Origin of the sequence: Microcoleus sp. N9_A1 (assembly GCF_036701795.1) — a bacterium.
In the GTDB taxonomy this organism is placed as follows: Bacteria; Cyanobacteriota; Cyanobacteriia; order Cyanobacteriales; family Microcoleaceae; genus Microcoleus.
The window spans coordinates 1-9,677 of record NZ_JAUBRI010000119.1; the positions used below are offsets into that span (position 1 = coordinate 1).

Genomic DNA, 9,677 nt, shown 5'->3' on the forward strand with positions numbered 1-9,677 from the left:
GTAATGACGGGATTGCTATCGTTACATCTCCAGCATTGCACAGCTATGTAGAGAAATGTTCAGCGTAAATGAATCAGTCTTTAGAATTTTGGATGCGTCAAAAATTAGACTTCTGTCCCATACCGCTGTCGGTTTTTTTGAATATGGCGATCGCCATTACTGATACTCTAGGCAAAATCCATGCGGCCCATGTCATCCATAAAGATATTAATCCTGGCAACATTGTCTTTAATCCGAGGACTGGCGTTGTCAAAATCATTGATTTTGGCATTGCCACTCGCTTCAGTCGCACCAATCCGACATTCAAAAGTCTCCATCTTCTAGAAGGAACCCCCGCCTATTTGTCGCCAGAGCAAACCGGACGAATGAACCGTATGCTCGACTATCGCACCGACTTTTATTCACTGGGTGCAACCTTCTACGAACTGTTGACGGGACAATTACCGTTTCCCACTAAAGATTTCCTAGAGCTAGTCCACTGCCACATTGCCAGACCGCCGGCTCCCCCGCATGAATTAAACTCAACGATTCCCCAACCTGTTTCAGATCTGATTTTGAAACTGATGGCAAAGAATGCGGAGGATCGCTATCAAAGTGCCTGGGGCATCAAAGCAGATTTAGAACGCTGTGCCCAGCAACTGGCAGAAGTGGGTTTAATTGAACCTATGCCATTGGGACTGCAAGATGTTTCCGAGCAGTTCCGCATTCCTCAAAAACTATATGGGCGAGAAGCGAAGATTGCAGCATTATTGGCGGCTTTCGACAGAGTGGCAGGGAATGAGGGAATAGGGGAATGGGGAAGTGGGGGAGCAGAAAAAGACATTACCCTACTACCGCATCGTGAAATGATGCTGGTCTCCGGTTATGCTGGCATCGGCAAAACGGCATTGGTGCAAGAACTCCATAAACCGATCACAGCAAACCAAGGCTATTTTATCTCTGGCAAATTTGACCAATTTGGGCGCAACATTCCCTACAGCGCCATTGTGAATGCCCTGCAAAAGTTAGTGCAGCAACTCTTGAGCGAACCGGATGAGCAGGTGGAAGTGTGGCGATCGCGCCTGCTCACTGCTCTGGGCAGCAACGGACAAATCATCATTGATGTCATCCCCGAAGTTGAGTTAATCATTGGCAAGCAGTCGCCTATACCCGAAGTTGGAGCAACTGAGGCACAGAATCGCTTCAATCTCACGTTTCAAAGATTTGTGCGGGCGTTTTGTGCAAAAGAGCATCCCCTAGTCATTTTTTTAGACGATCTACAGTGGATCGATTCTGCGACTTTGAAGTTAATCGAACTCATCTTACTTGATGAGCAAATCCAGTATCTGTTTTTGATCGGAGCCTACCGAGATAACGAACTGACTCCAACGCATCCGTTGGTCTTAACGCTAGAGAGCATGCGAAACCAGGGAGCAGTACTTCAGGAAATCATCCTGACCCCTTTAACCCTGGAACCGTTGAGTCAACTGATAGCTGAGACATTACATCACAATCCTGATATCGTTCGCGCCCTAGCCCAAGCTGTGTCACGTAAAACCGAGGGCAACCCTTTCTTTGTCGGTGAATTTTTGAAAATGCTGTATGGCGAACATCTGTTGACTTTCGATGCACAAAAGTTGAGCTGGCAGTGGGACCTAGCTGAGATTGAAGCTCAAGATATCACTGATAATGTGGTGGAGTTGCTGCTGCATCAGTTGCAGAAATTGCCGGAAGCAACACAGCAAGTTCTCTCCATAGCTGCCTGTGTTGGGTCTGAGTTTGATTTAGAAACGTTGGCGATCGTTTGCGAAAAATCACCGAAAGCAATTTTCCAGGATCTACTAGCAGCAATACAAGCGGGATTAATTCAACCTCTATCTGAATTGGACGAAGATTTGTTAGTTCAAGAGTATAAGTTTTCGCACGATCGCGTTCAGCAAGCGGCTTATGCTTTGATTGATGAATCGCAGAAACAGGTTGTTCATCTCCAAATCGGTCGCAATTTGCTCGAAAAAACTTCACCAGAGCAACGATCCGATCGGTTGTTTGAAATCATCGATCATCTCAATCAAGGACTTGAGCTAGTCACTGCTCAATCAGAACGAACTGAAATTGCCAGATTTAATTTAATGGCAGGTCAGAAAGCAAAGGCATCAACGGCTTATGAAGCAGCTTTTAAGTATTTCACTACAGGGTTTCACCTCCTCAATTCAGAGAGTTGGCAGAGTGAGTATGACCTTACCTTAGCGCTGTACTCAGAAGCAGCAGAAGCGGCGTATCTCCAGGGTCACTTTGATGAGATGGAACAGTTGGTAGAAGTGGTACTTGATCGTGGCAAAACAGTGGTTGACAAAGTGCAGGCTTACGATAGCAGAATTCAAGGATATTTGTCACAGGGCAACCTGAAAGAAGTACTAAAAACTGGATTGGAAGCGTTAAAGCTCTTGGGAATAGATTTAATAGAAAATCCAAGTCAGGCAGATATTCAAAGGGAATTGGAGTCAACGGCTGCACTACTTGCTGAACGAGAAATCGAAGACTTGATCAATTTACCAGAGATGACTGCACCAGAACCACTGGCAGCTATGTCAATCCTAGCGAATATGGGGTCTGCTGTATTTATAACGTTACCAGCACTGTGGATACTGATTGTATGTAAGAGGGTAAATCTGTCAGTTAACTACGGTAGTAATACCTGGTCACCACATAGTTATGTTGCTTACGGATCTGTTCTATGTGGAGTTGTTCAAGACATTGAACTCGGTTATAAATTTGGACAACTGGCTCTCAGCCTGGCAGAACGATTGCATAGCAAAAAAGGAAACTCGAAAACATTAATGTTTTCGAGTTTCCATATCCTGCACTGGAAGGTGCATCTTAGGATATCAATAACATTTCTGGTTGATGCTTATCACAATGCGGTGGAAACCGGAGACTTTGAATCTGCTGGTTATACTGCATATTTCGTGTGCCATAACTCATTTTTTGCTGGAGAGAAACTTACCCAACTAGAACAAAAAACAGCAACTTACAGCAAAGCGATCAACCAAATCAGACGGGAAAGCCCCTCGAATTGGCTTGCAATATTGTGGCAGACCATTCTTAATTTGCTAAATAGGTCTGAGAATCCCAGCCGCTTAGTTGGTCGGGTGTGTAATGAAGAGCAGGCGTTACCACACGCTATTGCAGTTAAAGATGGAAGTGCAATTAAAATACTCCATTTATACAAAGTTATATTATGTTATCTATTTGGAGAATATCATCAAGCAGTACAAATTGCTATTTTAGCAAGGCAACATTTTGAAGAGGTGACAGCAATAACGATTTTACCTGTATTCTGCTTCTATCATTCTCTGGCGCTTTTGAGCCTATCGCTCGATGCTGCAAACTCTGAAAAATCAGCTTGGCTAAACTCTGTTAATACTAACCAAGAAAAGATGCAGAAATGGGCAGAACATGCCCCAATAAATTATCTACATAAATTTTATCTAGTCGAGGCAGAGAAAGCGCGAGTCTTAGGCCAATTTCTTGAGGCTGAAGAGTTTTATGAACGGGCGATCGCAGGTGCTGCTGAAAATGAGTATATCCAGGAAGAAGCACTCGCGTATGAATTAGCGGCTAAACATTATCTGGCGCGAGGTCGGTCAAAAATTGCTCAAACCTATATGAAAGAGGCGCACTATTGTTACGATCGCTGGGGCGCGGTCGCTAAAGTTAAAAACTTAGAAAAACGCTATCCACAGTTCTTTCCTAAATCGTCTAGAGCCGCTTCCACATCAATTCCTATTACTGCTGAAACTATCTCTAATCCCTTCCATACCGCTTTCGATTTAGCAGCAGTGATGAAAGCTTCACAGGCGATTTCTCGTGAAATTGAACTGAAGCAATTGCTGCGATTACTGATGCAAACTTTAATTGAGAATGCTGGCGCACAAACCGGATATCTGATTTTAGAAAACTCAGGAAAATGGTTAATCGAAGCGGCTTGTGAACTCAATGCCGATGAAAATGCTTGTGCGACTCAGGTGTTACAGTCTATTCCAATTGCCGAACAATTGCCAGAATCAATCATTCAATATGTGATTCGGACTCTGAAGCCTGTCACCTTAAATGATGCGACTCGTGAAGGTGCTTTTATTAATGAGCCATATATTCAACAGAACCAGCCTCAATCTGTTTTCTGTTTACCGCTGCTAAATCAAGCCAAGCTGGTCGGTGTATTGTATTTAGAAAATCAGTTAGCAACTGGAGTATTTACACCAGAGCGATCGCAGGTCTTGCAGCTATTATCGACTCAAGCAGCGATCGCCATCGAAAATGCCAACCTTTACTCAGAACTGCAGGCTAAAGAAAGCAAGATCACCCAGTTCCTTGAAGCGATTCCGGTGGGAATTGCGATCGTGGATGCGGCGGGTCGCCCTTACTATACCAACCAATGCGGCAATCAACTCAGGGGCAAAGAAACTGATACTTCCATAGCACCGGAGCAGATATCAGAGGCTTATCAGCTTTATGTAGCGGGAACGGATCAAATCTATCCAGCGGAGAGCTTGCCTATTGTGCGGGCATTAAGGGGCGAACGCATTAGGACTGAAGATATAGAAATTCGTCGAGATCGTGTCACAATTCTAATTGAGGCACGGGGAACACCAGTTTTTGATCGACAGGGCAATATCACTTATGCGATCGCTACCTTTCAGGACATTACAGAGCGCAAACAAGCCGAGAAACTCCTAGCCGACTACAACTGCACTTTAGAGCAACAGGTCGCAGAACGAACTGCTGCGTTACGACAAAGTGAGGCCAATTACCGCAACCTGATTCAAACTGCGAATTCAATCATCCTTCGCACGGATAGGCAAGGACGAATTCGATACATGAATGACTATGGACTGAGCTTTTTTGGTTATGAGGAAGATCAGATTTTAGGGCGTACCCTACTGGAAACAATCGTTCCAGAAACCGAAATATCTGGACGTGATCTCAAGCAGTTTGTTCACAATCTGTTTCACAATCTTGAAGCTTCCTTGCCTCAAGCTTACTTGCAAACCGAGAATGAAAACCTTTGTCGAGACGGTAGACGGGTTTGGATTGCCTGGTCGAATCAAGCCATCTTCAATGACCAGGGAGATGTCGTTGAAATCTTATCGGTGGGCAATGACACCACCCAGCGCAGACAAGCAGAAGAGGCATTACAACGCAGTGAAGCTAAGTTCCGCAATATTTTTGAAAACTCACAGGTTGGCATCTTCCGCACCCGCCTCTCGGATGGATTACTTCTCGATGCCAATCAACGCTATGCCAATCTGCTTGGCTTTGATTCATCAGAGGAGATGATTGGGCTTGAACACGCCACAGACTACTATGTAAATCCCAGCGATCGCCAACAATTCCTTGAGGTGCTGAAGCGGGAGCGGGAAGTGCGAAGCTATGAAGCACAGGGGCGAAAACGAGATGGGACAGTGTTTTGGGGACTTTTCTCTGCTTATCTGAATGCAGACGATGACTACATTGAAGGGGTGATTGCGGATATTAGCGATCGCAAGCAAGCAGAAGCCGCTCTACAAACGAGTGAAGAACGACTACGCTTAGCATTAACCGCTTCAAATCAAGGACTCTACGATTTCGATTTAAAGACTGAAGAAAGAATTGTTAACCCGGAATACGCTTTAATGCTGGGCTACGATCCAGCAACATTCCACGAAACCATTCCTGAATGGATTGCTCGTTTGCATCCTGATGACAGAGAATCAGTTGTCGCAACCTACCGTGCTTGTATTACTGGAGAAATCCCCAACTTTCAAGTAGAGTATCGCCTTCGTACCCAGGATGGTCAGTGGAAATGGATTCGTTCTGTCGGCAAAATTGTTACCTGGAATGAATCCGGTGAACCCATCCGAGCGTTGGGAGTTGTTACGGATATCAACGATCGCAAGCAAGCAGAAGCAGCATTGCAAGCCTCTGAAGCAGAACTGCGGGCGCTCTTTTCAGCCATTCCCGATCCGCTGTTTGTACTGACTGCGGAAGGGCGATTCCTTGAAATCATCGTACAGGAGCCAAATCTGCTATGGCAACCCATTGAGGAGATGATTGGTAAAACCATGCATCAACTCGGAAAGGAACAAGCCGATGAATTTCTAAGTTATATTCAGCAGGTGCTGAGAACCCAACAAACCCTCACAGTCGAGTACAGTGCGTTTCTAAATGGACGAGAAGCCTGGTTTTCGGCTCGCATTGCACCAATCGACCACGATCAGGTGATTTGGCTAGCGCGAGATATTACGGCGCTGAAGCAAGCAGAAGAAGCCTCGATTCTGGAAGAGCGCAACCGCATGGCACGCGAAATTCACGACACACTCGCTCAGTCGTTTACAGGTATTCTGGCTCAGGTAGGTGCTGCAAACCAGGTGCTAACGGATGATTTAGAAGCAGCTCAGGCACACCTAGACCTGATTAAAGAATTGGCGCGAACTGGACTGACTGAAGCGCGGCGATCGGTCGTGGCGCTCCGTCCTCAGCTTTTGGAGGAGGGCAGTTTACAGAGCGCTCTCCATCGTCTCATCGCTCAAATCAGAACTGCCGCAATGGATGTCACTCTATATTATGAGATTGAGGGTGCAGTGTATTCTCTACCCACTGAAGTCGAGAATAACTTACTACGGATTGGGCAGGAAGCATTAACTAATGCGATTAGATACGCCAATGCTGACGAAATTCGAGTGGAGCTAGTCTACGATCGCGATCAGTTTTGCTTGCGCGTGAGAGACAATGGACAGGGCTTTGGAGTTGGCAGTATTTCAGCCTCTGAGGGTTTTGGCTTACTCGGCATGAGCGAACGGGCTGAGCGCATCGGCGCACAACTCACGATTAGGAGTCAACCTGGACAAGGAACAGAAATTATTGTCACCGTCAACCTTTGAGTGAGCATTACAATGAGCCAAGCTACGACCATTCGGGTTCTGATTGCGGACGATCACGCCATTTTTCGGCAAGGATTAGCCACGATTATTAACCGTGACCCAGATATGCAGGTGATTGCACAAGCTGAAAATGGGGAACAGGCGATCGCCTTATTTCGGGAACACCAACCAGATGTAACGCTAATGGATCTGCGAATGCCTGAAGTGGAAGGAGTTGCCGCCATTGGTGCAATTTGTGCGAGCGTTAAATCTGCTCGGATTATTGTACTGACCACGTATGATAGTGACGAAGATATTTATCGGGGATTGCAGGCAGGCGCAAAAGGATACCTGCTGAAAGAAACTGAACCTGACGAGCTTTTGAATGCCATTCGCACCGTTCATCGGGGGCAGCAGTATATTCCGCCCGATGTGGGAGCAAAGTTGGCACAGCGTCTCAGCAATCCAGAACTGAGTGAAAGAGAACTAGAAGTACTCCGCTCACTGGCGCAGGGAATGAGTAATGCGGATATTGCGACTGCTTTGAGTATTGGTGGAGGTACTGTTAAATCCCATGTTAATCGGATTTTGAATAAGTTAGATGTGAGCGATCGCACCCAAGCTGTAATTGTTGCTGTTAAGCGTGGCATTGTCAGTTTGTAAGATGTACGTTCGATTGAATTTGGATTCTAACTTAAGTTAGAGCCAGCCTTCTACTCTGCGATCACATGGTTGCTCTATCAATTTGTACTGTAAAAATTTTAACTCGCTATAGACGACGGCTTGAAGGCGATCTCCTATATTGAACTTATTCCGAAAGAAGCTGAGTACTAGAACTGGACACGCCCCAGATAGCTAGGAAAAAATGACATTGACTGAATTTGAATGAAAAAGGAGACAAACCCATGAGCAACACCATTGACACAATGATCGATCCCAACGACGCCGTGCTGCTGCTGATCGATCATCAGAGCGGACTCTTCCAACTTGTGCGTGACATCGAACTCCCAGTCCTCCGCTCCAATGTCACGGCGCTCGCCAAGAGTTCCCGACTCGCCAAGATTCCGACCTTCACGACTGCTTCGGTGCCCGATGGTCCCAATGGTCCCCTGATTCCCGAAATCCACCAGTACAATCCTGACGCGGTTTACATTCCGCGCACAGGTCAGATTAACGCCTGGGACAACCCGGCTTGGGTAGACGCGATCGAGAAGACCGGGCGAAAAACTCTCCTCATCGCCGGAACTCTCACCAGCGTCTGCATGGCGTTTCCGACGCTGAGCGCACTGGCCGCTGGTTACAAGGTCTTCACGATCATTGACGCTTCCGGCAACTGGAGCCAGATGGCAACCGACCTCACGCTGGCCCGCGTCGTCCAGGCGGGAGCCATGCCCATCGACACTTACGCAGTCATCGGCGAACTCATGAACACGTGGAACCGTCCGGACGCAATGGAGTTTGCCACTGTCATGGTTGACCTCATGCCAATTTACCGCGCCCTGATGGAGAGCTATGACAAAGCTCAATCTGTGCAACAAGATGGACGAGAGACCAAGCTCGATCGGCAAATGGCACATGTGTAAAAGCACCTAATTGCAACGCGCACGCGCAAAATAAAAAAAGTGAAGGCGAGGAGTTGGTTATCAGTTCCTCGCCTCGCATTTCCGATAAGAGTGTCCGTAACGCCCCAACAAGCAGGCTAATCGGCATTGTCAGTTTGTAGGGTGTACTTTCGATCGAGTTCGGATTCTAACTTAGAAGAAGGAATTTACGTTGATTGGCTACGAATTGTTGCGGTCGCGCAGCGTGTGCATAGCACGTATCGCCTTTTCCAACCAATCTAAATAAGTCTGTTCCCGTTGCTTCACTAAGTCCAAAACCAGTCGATGCAGTTCTTGTTCACGCGATGCAGTCGGATTACTCAAAGATAGAGCCTCGATTTCCTCACACTGGGCTAGCTTTTCTTGCCGTGCTTCCAGTTCCTGCTCTAGCAGATACACGATCGCCTCGTTAGGCAACTGAGCCGCAAAATAGAGTTGCACCAGCAACGGCTCTCGCAACACGGGCAACGGATGATGCGTCTGAAGCCAGTGGGTCAACTCTGCTTCACCTGCTTCGGTAATCCGGTAAACCTTGCGATTAGGGCGATCGTGCTGAATCTCAACAGTACAGGTAATCCACCCCTGTGACTCCAGTTTGTCTAAAGTCCGATAAATTTGTGCCTGATCTGCTTGCCACAGATGGGAAATGCAATCGTCAAAACACTTGGTTTTGAGGTCGTAGCCTGTCCGCTCCTGTTGTTGGAGCAGACCCAGAATCACATGGGCAAGAGACATAGGCGGTTTACCGAACGAATAGGGAGGACAAGCCCTACCTATAGAATTTATATCCTTCTATGCTAGTATATGACTAATCATATATAGGATAAGTCTTGTAAGCTGTCTGATTGGAGGCAACTGTATGACAACTCAAACTCAAACACTCCGAACCGTTGCTGGAATCATTAATAGTGTAGAAACGCTTGAAGGAGCAGGCTTCTTGGTGCGTCGTCCCTTTCCCAAGAGTAGCTTTTCCGAGTTTGACCCCTTTCTCCTCCTCAATGAATTGGGTCCCGTGAATCTGAAGTCCGGTCAAGCAAAGGGCGCACCGGATCATCCCCATCGTGGCTTTGAAACCGTCAGCTACGTCCTGGATGGACGGCTGGAACACAAGGATTCGGTCGTTGAAATACTCACCGGTCTGAAGACGCGGTGATTCTTGACGCTTCATCGGGATCTGCTAACCGTTGCTAGTCTGACA

Annotated in this window: 5 protein-coding genes; 4 read left to right on the plus strand and 1 reads right to left on the minus strand. The window is 46.8% G+C overall.

Annotated elements, in window-relative coordinates; translation table 11 throughout:
* Positions 1–68: 68 nt before the first annotated feature.
* The 3 genes from QUA58_RS29725 to QUA58_RS29735 all read left to right on the plus strand — a co-directional run bounded on the left by QUA58_RS29725 (position 69) and on the right by QUA58_RS29735 (position 8,461).
* A complete protein-coding gene (locus QUA58_RS29725) occupies positions 69–6,899 on the plus strand; it encodes a PAS domain S-box protein (protein ID WP_333397703.1) in 6,831 nt (2,276 codons plus the stop codon).
* A gap of 12 nt (positions 6,900–6,911) precedes the next feature.
* Positions 6,912–7,541: a response regulator transcription factor gene (locus QUA58_RS29730; protein ID WP_333256732.1), complete on the plus strand. Its 630-nt coding sequence runs from the start codon at positions 6,912–6,914 to the stop codon at positions 7,539–7,541.
* Positions 7,542–7,783: 242 nt separating this feature from the next.
* Positions 7,784–8,461, plus strand: coding sequence for an isochorismatase family protein (locus QUA58_RS29735; RefSeq protein WP_333397706.1), 678 nt, complete (start codon positions 7,784–7,786; stop codon positions 8,459–8,461).
* Between the two features lie 198 nt (positions 8,462–8,659).
* Here the strand turns inward: QUA58_RS29735 and QUA58_RS29740 are convergent, their stop codons facing one another.
* Complete coding sequence (locus QUA58_RS29740; RefSeq protein WP_333256738.1) at positions 8,660–9,214, minus strand: PadR family transcriptional regulator; 555 nt, start codon at positions 9,212–9,214, stop codon at positions 8,660–8,662.
* 124 nt (positions 9,215–9,338) lie between these two features.
* On the opposite strand from QUA58_RS29740, the gene QUA58_RS29745 reads away from it, so the two are divergent.
* Positions 9,339–9,632 carry a pirin family protein gene (locus QUA58_RS29745; protein WP_333256741.1) on the plus strand — a complete coding sequence of 98 codons (294 nt, stop codon included), beginning with the start codon at positions 9,339–9,341 and terminating at the stop codon, positions 9,630–9,632.
* Positions 9,633–9,677 lie beyond the last annotated feature (45 nt).